Source organism: Tardiphaga sp. (assembly GCF_044336785.1).
Lineage (GTDB): Bacteria > Pseudomonadota > Alphaproteobacteria > Rhizobiales > Xanthobacteraceae > Tardiphaga.
In genome coordinates this window covers 1-16,506 of the sequence record NZ_JBIIOT010000031.1, presented here as the reverse complement: position 1 = coordinate 16,506, position 16,506 = coordinate 1, and the positions used below count along the sequence as shown (strand labels likewise).

The following is a 16,506-nucleotide window of genomic DNA, read 5'->3' as shown; positions in this document are numbered from 1 at the left end:
AGGAGACGAACAGAGTCAACATCTCGGTGCGGATTGTGGCTGGCGCCGATACGTGTGCTGCATCCGAACGGATAATCCCTCTGGTGTCTGGTCGCAGATGGCGCGCCTGCAGAGGTGCTGGTCCGTTATGAGCATGATGCGTCATCGCTGTGCTCCGAACGCAAGACTCGCGCTCACGCCGCGCAGCGCCGCTTTCCGAGCGGCGCGGGAGTGCAGTGAGCAAGCCACCACCCTCCCGCGCCGTGCAGGCGGCGGCGGTGCGTCCGCGCCGTCGCCTGAAGAGATCTGACCCGAACCGATAAGCTGCTGCCATTCCCGCTCGGCCGCCGTGCGCAGACGCGACTGCTTCACCGCATCGACGCGGGCGCCGTCCAGCAGCGGGAAGGTGACCAGCGAGATCTCCCAGAGATCGACCTGATGCAACCGACGAATCCGCGTCTTCGAATCGATGGCGCCGTGCCGGGTGCGATAGCCGATCGACAGGCCATCCACCGCGCCCGCTTTGAGCAGCGCGTAAAGCTCGCGCGCCCGCGTGACTTCAGGGATCAGTTTGCCGCGGGCCCACAGTCCGCGAAAATCCTCGCGCAGCTCCAGCCAGATGCCGATCGGCTCCGAGGGATCGTGCTGGAACAGCATCGGAATGCGGCGCAGCCCGCGCTGCTGCAGCGTCAGCTTGAAGGCGCCTGGCATCACCATGTCGCGCGCCTGGTCGACGGCGCCGAACAGCGAGGCATAGCCCTCGATGAGCCCGTCCGGCGTCAGTGCCAGACGTGCAGGCGGAAGCGCGGGCGCAAGCATGGGCGGCCTCGGGGAATGTAGTAACAATGTCGGTGTTGGAGGACTCTCTCCCCTCGTGCGCGGCGAAGCCGTGCGTGGTGGGGAGGGAAAGAAATTACTTCCCGCGCCGTGCCGCCTTCCGCCGCATCGGCGCATGCGCATGCGGCGCCTGGCGTTGCAGCGCATCGAGATGCGCCAGGAATTCGCGGAACACCGTCAGATGATCCTTCGCCGCCTTCGTCTCCGGCCGGATCGAGCGCAGCACGTCATGCAAACTGTCCATCATCGCACTCCTTGAAGCGCGATCATTCGCGATCGCTGTGAGATTCTTCGTCAGCCTTGCGCCCGCGCCGCCGAACGCGGCGATTGAACAGCGCGAGCTGCCGCACGAATTCATCGAACCGCCGCGACGCACCGGCCAGTTCGCGCAGCGCGAACAGCGCCGCCAGGCTCGCCACCGACGCCCACAGGAACAGCGCCAGATGCGCGAGATCGCCGCGGGTGAGAAACGTGTCGATCAGGTCGGAGATCACGGTCATGATGTACACTCGGCCGCAGGCACGCCGGCCCCGTGAGAGGCAGCGTGCTTACGTCGTCCAGTTGTCAGAAAAGACGCCGCCTTGGCGGCGGCGCGATATCGTCGCTTAAAGCGCGATCTCGATCAGCTCCACCGGTCCACCCGGCACATCGTCGTCGAACACGCCGACCACCAGCCGCCCGGTGGCCCAGGCATTGGTGTCGAGATTGCTGCGGTTGTGCAGCAGCAGCGGCCCGTCGGCATGGCGATCATGGCCATGCACCACATGCTTGGGGCCGAGGCCGCAGTCGTCGTCATCGGCATAGCGCTTGGTCAGCAGCACCATCGGATCCTGCTTGCGCAAGGGCCGTGCGGGATCGACGCCGGCATGCACATAGACCCGATGCATATCCTCGTAGAACAACGGCCGCCCGTCGAGCCAGGCGATATCGTGCACCGGCACGTCGGCGGCATCACCGCCGTAAGAGGCAAGCGCGGTATCGCCGCCCTTTTCCAGCCACTCATCCATGGCGATCTCGCCGCGCAGCGCGGCCACCATCAGCGCATCGTGATTGCCCTTCAGCACCGCGGTCCGCCACGGCGCCGGCATCCCTGCCCGCAGCCGCGCGATCACGCCGCGTGTGTCCGGCCCCTTGTCAACGTAGTCCCCGAGCACCACCAGCGTCGCCGCGGCGCCGGCGGCGTGCGCATCGATGCGCGCCAGCGCAAGATCGAGCAGATCACGGCGACCGTGGAGATCGGGGATGACGTAAGTGAGCGGCATGTGGCGATCCTACCCCAACCTGTCCCCGCCCTCCACCGGCGCGTAGCCCACGGCTTCGCGCTTCTCGTTCAGCGTCAGGAACGCCGCGGCGTTCACCCGGTCCCACAGCGCGACGCGATCGCCCGCCAGCGCATCCACGCGGTCGGTGTCGATCTCGACGCGCATGCCCTGGCCATATTCGCCAGCCAGCCACTGCGCCAGCGCATTGCCGGTGCGCGTGGCCAGCGGCAACACGGTCTGGCGGAAGAACACGCGATTGGCCTCGGCGAAATTCGCAAACGTATTGTCGCCGGGAATGCCGAGCAGCATCGGCGGCACGCCGAAGGCCAGCGCGATTTCGCGCGCGGCGGTGTGGCGGGCGTCGAGGAAATCCATATCCTTCGGCGTCAGCGCCATCGGCTTCCAGTCGAGCCCGCCTTCCAGCAGCAGCGGCCGGCCGGCATTGATCGCGCCCTGGTAATTGTTCTCCAGCTCGCGCTTCAGCCGGTCGAATTGCGTATCCGACAGCACCGTATTGTCCGAGCCGGCATAGACCAGCGCGCCGGACGGCCGCGCCGCGTTGTCGAGCAGCGCCTTGTTCCATTTGGCCGAGGCATTGTGCGTGTCGAGCGCCGTCGCCGCGGCGTCGATGGGCGCCAGGCCATAGTGATCGTCGAGCGGATGAAAGAAGGTCAGATGCAGGATCGGCGGCACCTTGGCCGCGGCCTGGTCGAAGCGCAGGCTGCGGCCATTGACATTGTACTCATAGGCCTCGGCCCAGCCATCGCTGCCCGCGATCAGCTTCATGCGATCCGGCCGCAGCGCATAGAGTTCGCGCACGCGCTCATCCAGCGTCACGGATTCGATATAGGCATTGCCGGCCAGCAAAAGATGCGCATAGAGCGCCTCGAAGAACACGCTGCCATCCTGCCGCGGATTGGGCCGCGTCAAAAGCTGCGCCAGCGGATGCGCCTCGCGCTCGTCGGCGCCATCGAACACGATGAAGCGACACGCCGCGGCGTTCTCCGCGATCAGCCGCACCGCGCGATGCACGATGGCATTGGCGATGTAACCTTCGCGCGCCAGCGAAGCGTAGTCCTTCGACGTCCACCGCGCCCGCCCCTCATACTGAAACGCGAGCAGTTTCGCCGTGCGCGACGCCTTCGTCTCCGGCGTTGCGAGATAGGCTTTCAGGCGTTCGAACATCGGCATGTTCCATATTCTTTGACTGTCATCACCCGTGAAAGCGGGTGATCCGGGAGACGCAGGCATCGCGTTGACGTCGAATGGGAGAGTGTCGACTGGATCGCCCGGTCAAGCCGGCGATGACAGTGGAAGATCACAGCGTCCTGATCCGCGGCCCATCCCCGCGCCGTCCGGGCGTCAGCGAGGCCACCGCCCAGACCAGCGCATCCAATCGATCCGGCGATCTTCCGTTCGACAATCCCGAACTCGCAAAGTCGCACATCTCGTCTTCGAGCTCGGGATAGGCACCCACATGTTTGACCCGGCCCTGCTCATAGAGTGCGGCCACCGGCTCGGCGCGCGTCCACTTGCCGCGGGTGGCGCGCACCGGCCTCACCGGCAGGCCGGCTTCGATACCGTCGATCACCGTGCGCACCATATCGCCGCCCTGATTGACCTCCACCACCAGCGCATCCGCCTCGAGCCGGCGCCACAGCGCGATCGCCTTGCTCGCCCAGAGCGTCGGCGTCGCGCCGTTCACGCTGTCGTCGGCGAGCACATAGACGATGCCGCTCTTCGCCAGCCCCGCCGCCACGATGCCGCAGGCATCGGCGCGCTTGGTCGATGACGCCGGTGGATCGATCGCCACGACGATGCGCTGCAGGTCGGGTGCCGCATCCACGCGACACTGTTCCAGCAGCGCCCGCGACCACAGCGCATCCGGCCGGTCCTCGATGATCTCGCCATCCAGCTCCTGCCGCCCCAGCCGCGTGCCGGCATAGCGCGCCATCACATTCTTCAAGAATGTCGGCGCCAGGTGAAACGCATTGGCCGCCGTCGCCGCCCGCGTCACCGCGGTGGCGGGATCGGCGAGCAGGCGCTTCAGCCATGCACTCGGCCGCGCCGTCGTCGTGATCAGCTGGCGTGGCTGCTGGCCGAGCCGCAATCCGAATTGCAGCATGTCGAAGGCCGCTTCCGCCTGTCGCCACTTCGCCATCTCGTCCGACCACGCACAATGAAACTGCGGCCCGCGCAAACTCTCCGGATCCTCCGCCGAAAACACCTCGGCAATTGCGCCATTCGGCCATTCCAGCCGCTTCCGCGACGGCGTCCAGAGCGGTCGCTGATGGCGCGGATGCACGCCGAGAATGCCCGACACGCCCTCGATCATCACCTCGCGCACATCATGTTCGGTTTCGCCCACCAGCGCGATGCGACCGGCGGCACGCTCTGCAAAAGGCCGCTGGCCCAGCGCCTGCGCGCGCACCCATTCGGCCCCGGCACGTGTCTTGCCGGCGCCGCGGCCGCCGATCAAAAGCCAGGTCAGCCACGGCGCGCCACTTGTCGCGACACGCGGCGGCAATTGATGCGGATGCGCGAACAGCTGCCAGCAATCGTCAGTCAGAAAGTCGATCTCCCCCGGCAGCATCGTCTCCCACAGATACAGCCGGTCCGCTTCGGTGCCGTTCTTCCAGACGTCGAGAAAGGCGCTCACGGAGTTCGTCGAGATCGCGGGGGCGATCGGCGTCGCGGGAGTGGCCGGCATCGCGGGCGCTGTCGTCGTCATCGGCGCGTCTCCGCCTGTCGGCTTCCAGTTCCTTGCGCAACTCGGCCGACACGCGCGCAAGCGCCGCCACGGTGCGCGCATGGCGCTCGGCCTCGCCGGGGCCGCCCTCGCCGCGCTTGGGATCGCGGGTGATGGCGTCGATGGCATCGAGCTGGCCGGCGATCGTCTCGGAGATCCGCAGGATGAATTGCGAATGCGTCCGCAATCGCTTGCGCGATGGCCGTACGGCCTCCGCAGCCGTTGTTGAAACGGGCGATGCGTCAGGCGGCGCGGGCTCGGGCGCCGCCGCTGCGGCCGGTTCCGCCGTCGATCGTGTACGCGGTCTTGCGGTCGTCCCCTTCTTCGCGCCCGGTTGCTTCGCACGTTCCGACGCACGCACGCCCACCCCGGCATAGACCATGGTGGAAGCAACAGTCATCTGGCGCAAGGCAATGCCGGCGCGCTTGCGCGCTTCGGCAATATCCGGGTCGATCTCGCCGTCGTCACCTAAAGCAGAAGCCCGCTCCGGCTGGTCTGCCGGGCGGGCGCTTGTCGTGTCGTCCATGATGAAAACTCGCTTGTGACCTTAGATGCTCACGTCACGTCCGGAAGAACACAAACCAAACGATCGCAAGAATGATCACCGCAAGCCCGGTACTCATCGACAGCAGCGCGAGCACCGACGGCCCAGGCTCGGCCTGGCGTGCCTCGGTCGCGGATTCAATGATCTGTCCATTCTGTTTCACTGCCATGGCGTCCTCGCTTTTCTGGTGAGATGAAATGCATCACCGTCGGGCACCTTCAGGCACCGCATGAGATGGGCGCGCACAGGCGCCCTGTCGAAAAGCAACGCGTCATCGGAAGTGATGTTCCGACGCGCAGCGATATCAGGTTGTGGAGGACACTCGGCCGGTTCGAGCCCGGGCGATAACCGCCCGTTTCGGAACCCAGTTGTGGAGCATGCCGTAAACCTATCCGGGCAGCGCAACGCTGTCAAGGCATAAAATCTTAGATCGGATATAATTCTCTCAATCCACCGATCCTGAAGCAACCTCAGCGGGTTGCGTCAGCGCGGCGGCTTCGACCAGTTGGCGCCCGGCGCGCTCCTGATCTCGTAGGGATAATCGATATTGATCACGCAATTGCCGCGCATGTCGGCTGCGGCCTGCAGGCATTGCCGATAGTCGAAGAACTCGCAGATCTGCGGCAGCGGCCACCCGCGCGGCCCGGTGATCAGCACGCAGTAAGGTGGAATGCCGGAGCGCGCGCCTTTCGACGGGCGCGCATCCGCAGGGGTCTGAACACATGCCACGAGTGTCACAGCCAATGCTGCGAGAGAGAGAACTGAAAACCGGCTCGTTGTCATGCCTATCCTTGCCGTGCTGCGCGCGTCTCTCACCGCCTACGACGATTTCCCGGCGCTGGCGATGCGGCGGAATCGCCGCGATATTCGACATTCCCAACGCAATTGCCACGCGATCCGACCGCAGCAACGCTGCATTGCTCATATGTGGAATAAATGCAGTTACCCACATAGGAGCCGGAGCCGTTGGCGCCGCTCTGGGCGATGCAATATTGCGCACCGTTAGCCAATACCGGCGTCGGTGCAGCAAAGAGAAAAGATGCGGAGGCCAGGCCGGCTAACGCCGCTAGTCGCAAATGCAAGGTCATGATGTGCCCCATATGAAAATGCGCGGGCGAATGCCCGCGCAAGATCATATAGGCAGCGTCATCGCGACGGATAGAACGTTCACGACATTGCGTTCCGGCAAGACAGCCACGTCTTTTGCAGGATCACGGAGCGATGACGACACGGCGATGCGGCAGCCAAACGTCCCGAACGATGCCGGAACCGGATTGCCCTCGCCTGTCCTATTTCAATGACGTGTTGACGGCGGCATAGCGGCCGTTGAGCGTGGTGCCGAGCCCCTGCACGGCAGCGATGATCGCCAGGCTGATGCCGCAGGCGATCAGCGCATATTCGATGGCGGTCGCGCCGGACTCATCTTTTGCAAAGTTCGAAATCAAACGCAGCACTTCTGCCTCCTCGCTCCGATGCCGAAATTCTTCCGTCACCGTCCCCAGCAATGGTTGCACCTTACCCGCCAGAAGTTGCGGTCAAGTTCATGAACAGCATCAATTATGAATTAATGATGTGGTAACTATCTACGATGCCCTGAGCCCACGCCTCGATGGCGATATCTCGATGCGATCGCACAACACGACGACGCGATGACATCGCGTCGTATATGCATCGTGTATCCTATGTGTAGTATCGGATTGATCGCATCCATATCGCGTCACTTTTGAAACGACTTGCACGCGTGCAGCGCACGACCGAAAGTTGTTGCCAAGCAATTTGAGCGCGACTAGCTTCATCAGTGACTGGCTACCTTTGATGATCGAATTCGTGCCAGCGTGTTTCATTGACGTGATCTGCTGAAACTCTCCATGGCAGGAAATCTGCCATCCCCCGCGCGCGTCAGCGTCGCGGAGTGCGAGAGCGCGACATCAACGCGCCTCGTTTGGCCAGAACGGCCGAACTGACGTTCAGCTCCACCGGCTTTTCAGCGGTGCCAATTCCGTTCGCCCCGACCGACGCTGATGCGTCGGAACGATCACGCTTGTCTGTCGCATCGATCGCGACAGCAACAGGGATTGATCGAGATGAGAGAGGAATCCGTTCGACCGTTGCAGCGCTCCGATCAGCCTGCTTTGCGCACAGATTCGGATGTGAGCGGGAAAGCGGCGCCTGCCGGCATGATCCGGATCGACGGCGGCACCTTCCGTATGGGCTCCGACCATCACTATCCCGAAGAAGCGCCATCGCATCGCGTTTCGGTGGATGGCTTCTGGATCGATCGCACGCCCGTCACCAATCGCGACTTCAAGATCTTCGTCAACGCGACCGGCTACATCACCACGGCACAGATCATTCCCGACATCAGCGACTATCCGGGCGCACTGCCTTACATGTTGTATGCGGGATCGCTTGTCTTCACGCCGCCGGCGCGTATCGGGAACCACAGTGACTGGCGCCAGTGGTGGCGCTTCATGAAAGGCGCAAACTGGCGCCGCCCCTACGGCCCGAAAAGCAACATCGCGGATTGCGACGACCATCCTGTGGTCCATGTCTCCTATGCCGATGCGCTCGCTTATGCGACCTGGGCCGGCAAGGAGCTGCCCACCGAAGCCGAATGGGAATTCGCCGCACGCGGCGGGCTGGATGACGCGGAGTTCGCCTGGGGCGATACGCTCACGCCGGACGGACGCCACATGGCAAACATCTGGCAAGGCAATTTCCCGCTCACCAATGACGTCGAGGACGGCTTTGCGCGCACCTCGCCGGTGACGGCCTTCCCGCCCAATGGCTATGGCGTGTACGACATGATCGGCAATGTCTGGGAATGGACATCGGACTTCTGGTCGGCGCGTCACGCGGCCGATGCCGCCAAGCCGTGCTGCATTCCACAAAACCCGCGCGGCGGCCCGGAGGCCGCAAGCTACGACCTCTGCCAGCCCGCCATCCGCATTCCACGAAAGGTTCTGAAAGGCGGCTCGCATCTGTGCGCGCCGAATTACTGCCGGCGCTATCGCCCAGCGGCACGCCATGCCGAGCCTGTCGACACGTCCACCAGTCATGTCGGTTTCAGATGCGTCCTTAGAAATGGGAGTCAGTGATGAGTGACAACAAGCAGCCGCTTCCCGACCGTCGCAGCATCCTTCTCGGCGGTACGGCGCTCGTCGCCGCGGCCACCAGCGCCTTCGCGCAATCACAAAAGGCTGCACCTGCACCCGCAGCAGCGCCGCCGCCGACCCCACCGCCTGCATCTGCATCAGGCCGCAAGCCGAACATTCTCGTCATCTGGGGCGACGATATCGGCATCACCAATATCAGTGCCTATTCCAATGGGCTGATGGGTTACGAGACGCCGAATATCGATCGCATCGCCCGCGAGGGCATCAAGTTTCAGCACTATTACGGCGAACAGTCCTGCACCGCAGGCCGCGCGGCCTTCCTGACGGGACAGCACGGCATCCGTACCGGCCTCACCAAGGTCGGCTTCCCCGGCGCCCCCATGGGCATGAGCCAGCTCGATCCATCCATCGGCGGGCTGATGAAAAATCTCGGCTATGCCACCGGCCAGTTCGGCAAGAACCATGTGGGCGATCGCAATGAGTCCTTGCCCACGGTAAACGGCTTCGACGAATTCTTCGGCAATCTCTATCACCTGAATGCCGAAGAAGAGCCGGAGCTGCCGGATTATCCCAAGGATCCTGCCTATCGCGCCAAGTTCGGTCCGCGCGGCGTCCTGCGCTGCAAGGCCTCGGATCGCGACGATCCGACAGTCGATCAGCGCTTCGGCAAGATCGGCAAGCAGACCATCGAGGACACCGGCGCGCTGACGAAGAAGCGTATGGAAACCATCGACGACGAAACCTCGGCCGCCGCCATCGACTACATGAAGCGGCAACAGTCGGCAGGCAAGCCGTTCTTCGTCTGGTTCAACTCCACGCGCATGCATCTGCGCACCCATGTCCGCTCCGGCCATCGCGGCCGCTATCCGCATGGCGACAGCGAATATATCGACGGCATGATCGAGCATGACGATACGGTCGGCGCCCTGCTGAAGTCGCTCGACGAGATGGGCATCGCGAATGACACCATCGTCGTCTATTCCACCGACAACGGCCCGCATATGAACACCTGGCCCGACGGCGCCATGACCTGGTTTCGCAGCGAGAAGAACACCAATTGGGAAGGCGCCTTCCGCGTCCCCTGCCTGGTGCGCTGGCCCGGCGTGATCCAGCCGGGCACGGTGACCAACCAGCTCATGAGCCACAATGACTGGATTCCGACACTCGCCTCCATCGCCGGCGAGCCGGATATCGTCAACAAGCTGAAGGCCGGCTACACGGCCAACGGCATCACCTACAAGGTCCATCTCGACGGCTACGACCAGTCGGCCTTCCTGCGCAATGTGAACGGCAGTGCTGCGAACAATAACGGCACCAGGAGCGCCCGCACAAAGTTCTTCTATACCGACGATGACGGACTGTTGGTCGGCTTCCGGTCCGGCGACTACAAATACGTGTTCTCGGAACAGCGCCTGCAGGGCACGATGGGCGTCTGGGCGGAGCCGCTGACCACGCTGCGCATGCAGAAGACGTTCAACCTGATGCAGGATCCGTTCGAGCGCGCGGACATCACCTCGAACACCTATTGGGACTATTTCGTCAATCACGCCGGACAGGCCTACGGCATGTTCGACGAGGTCTCCGAATTCGTGGTGAGCTTCAAGGACTTTCCGCCGCGCTCGTTCCCGCCGAGCTTCAACCCCGCCAATATCATGGAGGGCGTGATGGACGGCATCAAACAGAAACGCGCCCTCACCGAAGGCGTCGATCTCGACCGGGTGCGCGGCGGCCTCAACCGGATCATCCGCGAACAGATGCAAAATCGCTGACGACCGCGTCCCCGGCCCATCGATGGGCCGGGGACCACCGAAGACAAGCGGATGGTGGTCATGATTACGCTGTTATCCTGCGCGCGACGTCTCGCCGTTGTCGTTTTGGTGATGCTGGTCTGCATCGCCACCGACGCGCGTGCGCAATCCGATCCTTTGCCATCATGGAATGACGGTGCGGCGAAACAGGCCATTCTCGATTTCGTCGCCCGCGTGACGCGCGACGGCGGACCGGACCATGTGCCGACCGCCGCGCGCATCGCCGTGTTCGACAATGACGGCACGCTCTGGGCCGAACAGCCCGTCTATGTCCAGGCCGTCTTCGCCCTCGATCGCATCAAGGCACTCGCGCCTCAGCATCCCGAATGGAAAAAGACGCAGCCCTATAAAGGCGTGGTCGAGGGCGACGCCAAGGCGATTGCAGACACCGGCGAAAAAGGCATCGCCGAGCTCCTCGCCGTCAGCCATGCCGGCATGACCACCGAAGCCTTCGCCAAGACCGTCGCCGACTGGCTCGCCACCGCGCGCCACCCGCGCTTCCGGCAATCCTACGACAAGCTCGCCTATCAGCCGCAAATCGAACTGCTCGCTTATCTCCGCGCCCATCAATTCAAGACCTTCATCGTCTCCGGCGGCGGCGTCGAATTCATGCGCGTCTTTGCCGAGACGACCTATGGCATTCCGCCCGAACAGGTGGTCGGCTCCTCCGGCGTGGTGAGTTTCGAGCTCGGCGCCGACGGCACGCCCCAACTCGTCAAGCAGCCCAAAATCGAATTCGTCGATGACGGCCCCGGCAAACCTGTCGGCATCAACCGCTTCATCGGCCGCCGTCCCATCCTCGCCTTTGGCAATTCCGACGGCGACCACCAGATGCTGCAATATGTGATGGCCGGCCCCGGCGCCCGCTTCGCCGGCATCGTGCACCACACCGACAGCACCCGCGAATACGCCTATGACCGCTCCTCGAAAATCGGACAGCTCGACAAGGCGTGGGACGAGGCAACAGCTAAAGGCTGGACCATCGTCGACATGAAACGCGACTGGCGCAAGGTGTTCGCCTTCGAACCATAGCGGCCACAGCATCAAGGGAGGAGATCATCATGAAGACCATCGCCATCGCCGCTCTCCTGCTCGCCTCGACGATCTCGCAAGCCCATGCGCAACCGACCGTCCCCGTCACCGTGGATAATTTCATCCGCGCCGAGACCGACACCTACTTCGCCAATTCCGTGCGCGACGGCGGCTTCGGAAGATTTCATCACAACCGCGCGCCGTTCCCCATCGACCACCAGAGCGTGATCCGCGGCAATCGCGACACGCTGTATTCGTCCGGCGTGTTCGATCTCGATGCCGGCCCGGTCACCATCACCCTGCCCGATGCCGGCAAGCGCTATATGTCCGTGCAGGTCATCGACGAGGATCACTACACCACCACCGCCTATGGCCGCGGCCCGCATGTCGTGGACAAAGCGAAACTCGGCACCCGCTATGCCATCGTCGGCATCCGCACACTGCTAGACCCCAACGATCCCGACGACGTCAAGCGCGTCCATGCCTTGCAGGATGCCATCGTCACCGCGCAGCCGGGCGGCCCCGGCACATTCGCAGTTCCGAACTGGGACAAAGCGAGCCTGAAGAAAGTGCGCGACGCGTTGCTCGTGCTTGCCAGCACCGTCTCCGATACCCGCCGCGCCTTTGGCAGCAAAAGCGAGGTCGATCCGATCCAGCATCTGATCGGCACGGCATCGGCCTGGGGCGCCAATGCACCGCGGGACGCCATCTATCTCACCACCGTGCCCGACAAGAATGACGGGCAGACACCCTACACGCTGAAGATCGGCGATGTGCCCGTCGATGGGTTCTGGTCGGTCAGCGTCTACAATGCCGACGGCTATTACGAAGCCAATCCAGCCAATGCCTACACGCTGAACAACATCACGGCGCAGAAGGACAATGACGGTGCGATCACCGTGCAGTTCGGCGGCTGCGGTGAAAAGGCGGCAAACTGCCTGCCGATCATGAAGGGCTGGAACTACATGACCCGCCTGTATCGGCCCCGGCGCGAGATTCTCGACGGCAGCTGGACATTCCCGGCCGCCAAACCTGCAAGTTGAAAGCCATCATGAGCGGTCTCGATCTTTTTGCCTGGGCCGTGCTGATCATCCTGATCGCGGTGATCGTGCTCGTGATCTGGCTGCTGGGATCGACGCCTGGCCACGTGGCCCGGCGGCGCCATCATCCATGGGCCGAGGCCGTCAGCGTCGCCGGATGGGTGACGCTGATCTTCGGCTTCGCGCTGTGGCCGCTGGCGATGATCTGGGCCTATGTCGATGCGCCCAAACGCCGGGAGCAGCGGCCATGATGATCGCGCTCATGGCCCTTTATCTGGCGCTGCTGTTCTCGCTGGTGTGGCTCGGCGCCATCCGCTTCAACACGTTCTGGAAGGCATCGCCCTTCATCGTGCTGTTGCTGCTCAACCTGCTGCTGTTCATTCCCATGGGCTGGGGCGCGCCGCAAGGCCATGCCATCGTGTTCCGCAACGCCGTCGCCATCGTGCCCAATGTGGCCGGCGAAGTCGTCGATGTGCCGGTCGCGCCCAACACCGCCCTCAAGCATGGCGATGTCCTGTTCAGGATCGATCCGCTGCCTTACGCGGCACAGGTGAAGGCGATCGAAGCGCAGCTCAAGCTTTCCACCACCCGCCTCACCCAGATGGCCACGCTCTATGAGCGCGATGCCGGCCGCGCTTTCGATGTGGAACAGCGGCAATCCGAAGTCGATCAGTTGCAGGCGCAGCTCGACAATGCGCGCTGGAATCTCGACAAGGCCACCGTGCGCGCACCCGCCGATGGCTATGTCACCAATGTCGCCCTGCGCAGCGGCGCCCGTGTCGGCAATCTGCCGGTCGCCCCAGCGATGGCCTTCATCGACACATCCACCACCAGCGTTGCTGTCGAGATCGCCCAGATCGACGCACGCTATGTCGCGCCCGGCCAGAGCGTCGAGATCGCCTTCAAATTCGTGCCCGGCCGCGTCGTCACTGGCAAGGTCGAGAGCGTGCTGCAAGCCGTGGCGACCGGCCAGACACAGGTCTCGGGCGAAGCCGTGATGCCGAAGACCATCGCCACCGTACCCTTCATTGCGCGCATCGCACTCGACGACAGCGTTTTCGCCAACACGCTGCCTGCCGGCGCCACCGGCACGGCGGCGATCTTCACCGATCACGTCAAAGCCAGCCATGTCATCCGCCGCGTCCTGCTCCGGCAGATCGCGATCCTGAACTATGTGATTCCATTCTGAGGAGGCGCGTTGTGGGATTTTTCCGAACGGCTTCATGGTTGACGGCGCTGTCGATCGCCATCGGCGCCCTCACCTCCACATCGGCCGCGCAGGCGCAAGGCAAGCCGATCACCGATCAGGATGTCTCCGATGCCTGGATCTATCTGTTTGCGCGCCTGCTGATGCTGCGGCAGCAGCAGCTCGATTTCAAGGACGGTTTCAAGTGGAACGAACTCGTCCACCGCAAGCCCGGCGCGGTCGACTGGCCCAATCCCAATCTCGACGTCGCCTATTCCGAAGCCTGGGTCGCAGCGGATGAGACAAGCTGCACCATCGTGACGGTGCCGAAGATCACTGGGCGCTATTACACGGTGCAGTTCCTGAATGGCTGGGGCGAGACCCTCGCCAACCTCAGCGAACGCCTGTTCCCCAGCAAACCCGACGGCGATTTCGCCATCTGCCTGCGTGGTGCGAAGGTCGATCTGCCGCAAAGCACCAAGCGTGTCGATTTCCCCGTCAAATATTCGCGCGTTCTGCTGCGTGTCGAACTCGGTGATGACTGGAACGAGGCCGTCCGCCTGCAGCGTCAATTCACCATGCACGCGACAGGCACGCCCCGCCTCCCCGCCATTCCCGTGACCCCAGCATTCGATTTGGAGAAGCTTCCGGGCGTCGAAGCCTTCGACTCCGCCGATGTCGCATTGAGCAGCGAACCCGATCTCAATCCCGGTCTCGACTCCTACGCAGCCAATGCGCGTGCAATCCAGCAGGCGATCAGGGATCCTGCGATCCGCGAACGTCTTGCGACAGTGGTCCGCGAAAAGGCCCACCCCGATTTCGGCCGATACGGTCCGCCGATCGGCCACGGTGTTGTCGTTAATGGCTGGGCCCGCCCTGCCGTGGTCGGCACCTATGACATCGACTATGTCACACGCAGCCTCGTCAATTACGGGGGCATCTGGGCCAATATCATGCCCGAGGTGCTGTATTATCGCGCCAGCGTGGACGGCGCCGGCGCAACACTATCCGGCGATAACAGCTACAGCATCACCTTCCCGAAGGACCAGCTCCCGCAATCCTTCGCCAGATATTTCTGGTCGGTCATCGCGGTGGACACGACGCATTTCCGCGTGCTGCCCAATCCGAAGCAGCGCTATCTGCTCAATCGCGAAACCAGGCCCGAAACCAGCAGCGACGGCTCGCTGACTTTGTACTTCGCCGCCGACAAGCCCGCCAATGCACCGGACGGCAACTGGCTGCCCACACTGCGCGGCTCGGCCTATCGCCTCACCTTCCGCTTTTACGGACCACTCGATGGCGTCGCCAACGGCACCTATTTCCCGCCGCCGCTGGTGAAGCAGCAATAGCGCACCCGATGAAAATGGAGGGGACGGCATGACAAGAACAAACATTTGGGGCGCAGCAGGACTCGGCCTGCTCCTGTGCTTTACCAGCAGCAAGCCCGCGGCGGCAGATGAAGGCGGATTGAGCTTCTGGTTGCCCGGCCAGTTCGGAAGCCTCGCCGCCACACCTGTCACGCCTGGCTGGTCATGGGCAACCATCTATATTCACACCAGCGTCGCCTCCGGCGCGGGCCAGCAGTTTCCGCGCGGCGGTCGCGTCGATGTGGGCATCAGCGGTCGCGGTGATCTCGTCGCCTATGGCCCGACCTATGTCTTCGCCACGCCCATACTCGGCGCCCAGGCGTCAGTCAGCGTGCTCGGCATCGCTGGCCGCAATCATGCCTCCGCCGATCTGTCGCTCACCGGTCCGCTCGGCAACACCATCGCCGTCAACCGCTCGCAGGATCTCACCTCCTATGGCGATGTCATCGCGCAGGTGGCGCTGAAGTGGAATATGGGGGTGCACAACATCATCGCCTATGGCATGGGCGACATTCCGGTCGGCGACTATGATTCCAACCGGCTCGCCAATCTCGGCATCGGCCACGGCGCCATCGATTTCGGCGGCGGCTACACCTATTTCAATCCGCACACCGGCAACGAATTCTCCGCCGTCGCCGGCATGACCTACAATTTCAAGAACACATCGACGCAGTATCAGAACGGCATCGACGTCCATCTCGATTGGGGCGCCTCGCACTTCATCACCAAGCAGGTGCAACTCGGCCTTGTCGGCTACTATTTCCAGCAGATCACCGATGATTTTGGCGCGCCTGCAGCGCTTGGCGGCTTTCGCTCGCGCGTGGCCGGCATCGGTCCGCAGATCGGCTTCCTGTTTCCCGTCGGCGACATGCAGGGCTATCTGAACATCAAGGCTTACGGCGAATTCGCAGCACAGAACCGGCCGGAGGGATTCAACACCTGGCTCACTTTTGCGCTGTCGCCAAAAGCACCGGAGCACACGCCAGCGCCGCCCCGCTTACATCGAAAATAGATGCCTCCGCGAAGAATGAAAGCAACAGCAGTTCAAACCAGGGAGCAAACGAGATGAAATCACATGTCACACTGAGCGTCGCGACTGCGATCGTCCTTGCATCACTTGCCACCATCGATGCCGCGGCCGCGCCGCTGACAGTCGCCCCGCGCGCGAGCGATATCGTCATGCAGGAAAATGTTGTCGCCGAAGTCGCCTATCGCCGCGGCGGTGCCGTGCGTCGGCGCACCGTCGTCGGTCCGCGCGGCGGCGTCTATCACAGCCGCACCGCCGTGCGTGGCGCCGCCGTGGTGCGACCGGGCTGGCACGGTGGCGGCACACGCTGGGTCAGGCCGGGCAACTACTGGTGGCCGGTGGGTGGAGCCGTCGCAGCCGGTGCTGCCATCGGCTTTGCCAGTGCCGCGACCGCCGCCGCCTGGGCCGGCCCACCACCGGCGCCGGGCTATTGCTGGTACTACACCGATGCGAGCAAGACGCAGGGATTCTGGGACGCGTGCCCGCGATAGACCGTGTTTCGCTGTTTCGTAGGATGGGTTGAGCGAAGCGATACCCATCGCCGCCAGCGCTTGTGGTG

General features: G+C 63.5%; 20 protein-coding genes. 9 read left to right on the top strand and 11 right to left on the bottom strand.

Annotation, left to right across the window (positions count from 1 at the left end):
* Positions 1-141 precede the first annotated feature (141 nt).
* The 11 genes from ACIQ2A_RS11360 to ACIQ2A_RS11310 form a co-directional block, all read right to left on the bottom strand.
* Complete coding sequence (locus tag ACIQ2A_RS11360; RefSeq protein WP_398479002.1) at positions 142-798, bottom strand: HK97 family phage prohead protease; 657 nt, start codon at positions 796-798, stop codon at positions 142-144.
* Positions 799-892: 94 nt separating this feature from the next.
* Complete coding sequence (locus tag ACIQ2A_RS11355; RefSeq protein WP_398479000.1) at positions 893-1,060, bottom strand: hypothetical protein; 168 nt, start codon at positions 1,058-1,060, stop codon at positions 893-895.
* A gap of 22 nt (positions 1,061-1,082) precedes the next feature.
* Positions 1,083-1,307, bottom strand: coding sequence for a hypothetical protein (locus tag ACIQ2A_RS11350; RefSeq protein ID WP_398479071.1), 225 nt, complete (start codon positions 1,305-1,307; stop codon positions 1,083-1,085).
* 114 nt (positions 1,308-1,421) lie between these two features.
* Complete coding sequence (locus ACIQ2A_RS11345; RefSeq protein ID WP_398478998.1) at positions 1,422-2,078, bottom strand: metallophosphoesterase; 657 nt, start codon at positions 2,076-2,078, stop codon at positions 1,422-1,424.
* 9 nt (positions 2,079-2,087) lie between these two features.
* Positions 2,088-3,263 (bottom strand): phage portal protein, encoded by a 1,176-nt coding sequence (locus tag ACIQ2A_RS11340; RefSeq protein ID WP_398479069.1) that lies wholly within the window; start codon positions 3,261-3,263, stop codon positions 2,088-2,090.
* A gap of 133 nt (positions 3,264-3,396) precedes the next feature.
* A complete protein-coding gene (locus tag ACIQ2A_RS11335) occupies positions 3,397-4,671 on the bottom strand; it encodes a DNA-packaging protein (RefSeq protein WP_398479067.1) in 1,275 nt (424 codons plus the stop codon).
* A complete protein-coding gene (locus tag ACIQ2A_RS11330) occupies positions 4,640-5,353 on the bottom strand; it encodes a hypothetical protein (protein ID WP_398478996.1) in 714 nt (237 codons plus the stop codon). The genes ACIQ2A_RS11335 and ACIQ2A_RS11330 overlap by 32 nt, the downstream gene beginning before the upstream one ends.
* A 34-nt stretch (positions 5,354-5,387) precedes the next feature.
* Positions 5,388-5,540 carry a hypothetical protein gene (locus ACIQ2A_RS11325; RefSeq protein WP_398478994.1) on the bottom strand — a complete coding sequence of 51 codons (153 nt, stop codon included), beginning with the start codon at positions 5,538-5,540 and terminating at the stop codon, positions 5,388-5,390.
* 314 nt (positions 5,541-5,854) lie between these two features.
* On the bottom strand, positions 5,855-6,154 hold the full coding sequence (locus ACIQ2A_RS11320; RefSeq protein ID WP_398478992.1) for a DUF3551 domain-containing protein: 300 nt from the start codon (positions 6,152-6,154) through the stop codon (positions 5,855-5,857).
* 29 nt (positions 6,155-6,183) lie between these two features.
* On the bottom strand, positions 6,184-6,459 hold the full coding sequence (locus ACIQ2A_RS11315) for a DUF3551 domain-containing protein (protein WP_398478990.1): 276 nt from the start codon (positions 6,457-6,459) through the stop codon (positions 6,184-6,186).
* A 201-nt stretch (positions 6,460-6,660) separates the two neighbouring features.
* Positions 6,661-6,825, bottom strand: coding sequence for a Flp family type IVb pilin (locus ACIQ2A_RS11310; protein WP_398478988.1), 165 nt, complete (start codon positions 6,823-6,825; stop codon positions 6,661-6,663).
* A gap of 723 nt (positions 6,826-7,548) precedes the next feature.
* On the opposite strand from ACIQ2A_RS11310, the gene ACIQ2A_RS11305 reads away from it, so the two are divergent.
* From ACIQ2A_RS11305 to ACIQ2A_RS11265, 9 genes are read left to right on the top strand one after another with little or no spacing between them, the layout of a single operon-like run.
* Positions 7,549-8,469, top strand: a complete 921-nt coding sequence (locus ACIQ2A_RS11305; protein ID WP_398479064.1) for a formylglycine-generating enzyme family protein — start codon at positions 7,549-7,551, stop codon at positions 8,467-8,469.
* Positions 8,469-10,256 (top strand): arylsulfatase, encoded by a 1,788-nt coding sequence (locus ACIQ2A_RS11300; RefSeq protein WP_398478986.1) that lies wholly within the window; start codon positions 8,469-8,471, stop codon positions 10,254-10,256. Before ACIQ2A_RS11305 ends, ACIQ2A_RS11300 begins: the two co-directional genes overlap by 1 nt.
* A gap of 51 nt (positions 10,257-10,307) precedes the next feature.
* On the top strand, positions 10,308-11,327 hold the full coding sequence (locus ACIQ2A_RS11295; RefSeq protein ID WP_398478984.1) for an HAD family hydrolase: 1,020 nt from the start codon (positions 10,308-10,310) through the stop codon (positions 11,325-11,327).
* A 29-nt stretch (positions 11,328-11,356) separates the two neighbouring features.
* Positions 11,357-12,370, top strand: coding sequence for a DUF1254 domain-containing protein (locus ACIQ2A_RS11290; RefSeq protein WP_398478982.1), 1,014 nt, complete (start codon positions 11,357-11,359; stop codon positions 12,368-12,370).
* Positions 12,371-12,378: 8 nt separating this feature from the next.
* A complete protein-coding gene (locus tag ACIQ2A_RS11285) occupies positions 12,379-12,618 on the top strand; it encodes a DUF3302 domain-containing protein (protein ID WP_398478980.1) in 240 nt (79 codons plus the stop codon).
* A complete protein-coding gene (locus ACIQ2A_RS11280) occupies positions 12,615-13,556 on the top strand; it encodes an HlyD family secretion protein (RefSeq protein WP_398478978.1) in 942 nt (313 codons plus the stop codon). The genes ACIQ2A_RS11285 and ACIQ2A_RS11280 overlap by 4 nt, the downstream gene beginning before the upstream one ends.
* A gap of 11 nt (positions 13,557-13,567) precedes the next feature.
* Complete coding sequence (locus tag ACIQ2A_RS11275) at positions 13,568-14,902, top strand: DUF1214 domain-containing protein (protein WP_398478976.1); 1,335 nt, start codon at positions 13,568-13,570, stop codon at positions 14,900-14,902.
* Positions 14,903-14,930: 28 nt separating this feature from the next.
* Entirely contained in the window at positions 14,931-15,932 is a 1,002-nt protein-coding gene (locus ACIQ2A_RS11270; protein WP_398478974.1) for a transporter, read from the top strand.
* 53 nt (positions 15,933-15,985) lie between these two features.
* On the top strand, positions 15,986-16,438 hold the full coding sequence (locus ACIQ2A_RS11265; protein ID WP_398478972.1) for a hypothetical protein: 453 nt from the start codon (positions 15,986-15,988) through the stop codon (positions 16,436-16,438).
* The last annotated feature ends 68 nt before the right edge of the window (positions 16,439-16,506 follow it).